The 525-nt window shown below is 39.2% G+C and carries 1 protein-coding gene; it reads left to right on the top strand.

Annotation, left to right across the window (positions count from 1 at the left end; all coding sequences use genetic code 11):
- Positions 1-525 (top strand): 50S ribosomal protein L21 (gene rplU, locus FUA24_RS10970; protein ID WP_148542228.1); only part of this gene is annotated, 525 nt, incomplete at both ends.

Raw genomic sequence — 525 nt, 5'->3', positions numbered from 1 at the left:
ACAAGGAGAAGAAGGAAGCAGCGTTGCTTTTGATAATGTTCTTTTAATTGCAGATGGAGACAATGTAACTGTAGGCGCCCCGGCTATAAACGGAGCTCAAGTAGGAGCAAAAGTTGTTAAGCACCTTAAAGGTGATAAAGTTATTGTTTTCAAAAAGAAAAGACGTAAAGGTTACCGTGTAAAAAATGGTCATCGTCAAGCTTTAACTGAAATAGTAATTGAAAGTATTGCGGCTTCAGGAGCTAAAAAAGCTGCTCCAGCAAAAAAAGAAGCTCCAAAGGCAGCGGCAAAACCTGCAGCTAAAAAAGCAACAGGAAAAGCTGATGATTTAAAGAAGGTTGAAGGTATAGGTCCTAAAATTGCATCAACATTGGTTGAGGCTGGTATTGCAACATTTGCAGATTTAGCAGCTTCTACTCCAGAAAAAATTTCTGAAATAATTGCTGATGTAAGAGGTAACCATGTTACAGACACTTGGCCAGCGCAAGCTAAATTAGCTGCTGAAGGTAAGTGGGATGAACTTAA

It is taken from the genome of Seonamhaeicola marinus (assembly GCF_008085455.1).
Note: the sequence above shows the minus strand (reverse complement) of the source record. Positions and strands in the feature narration are given on the sequence as shown.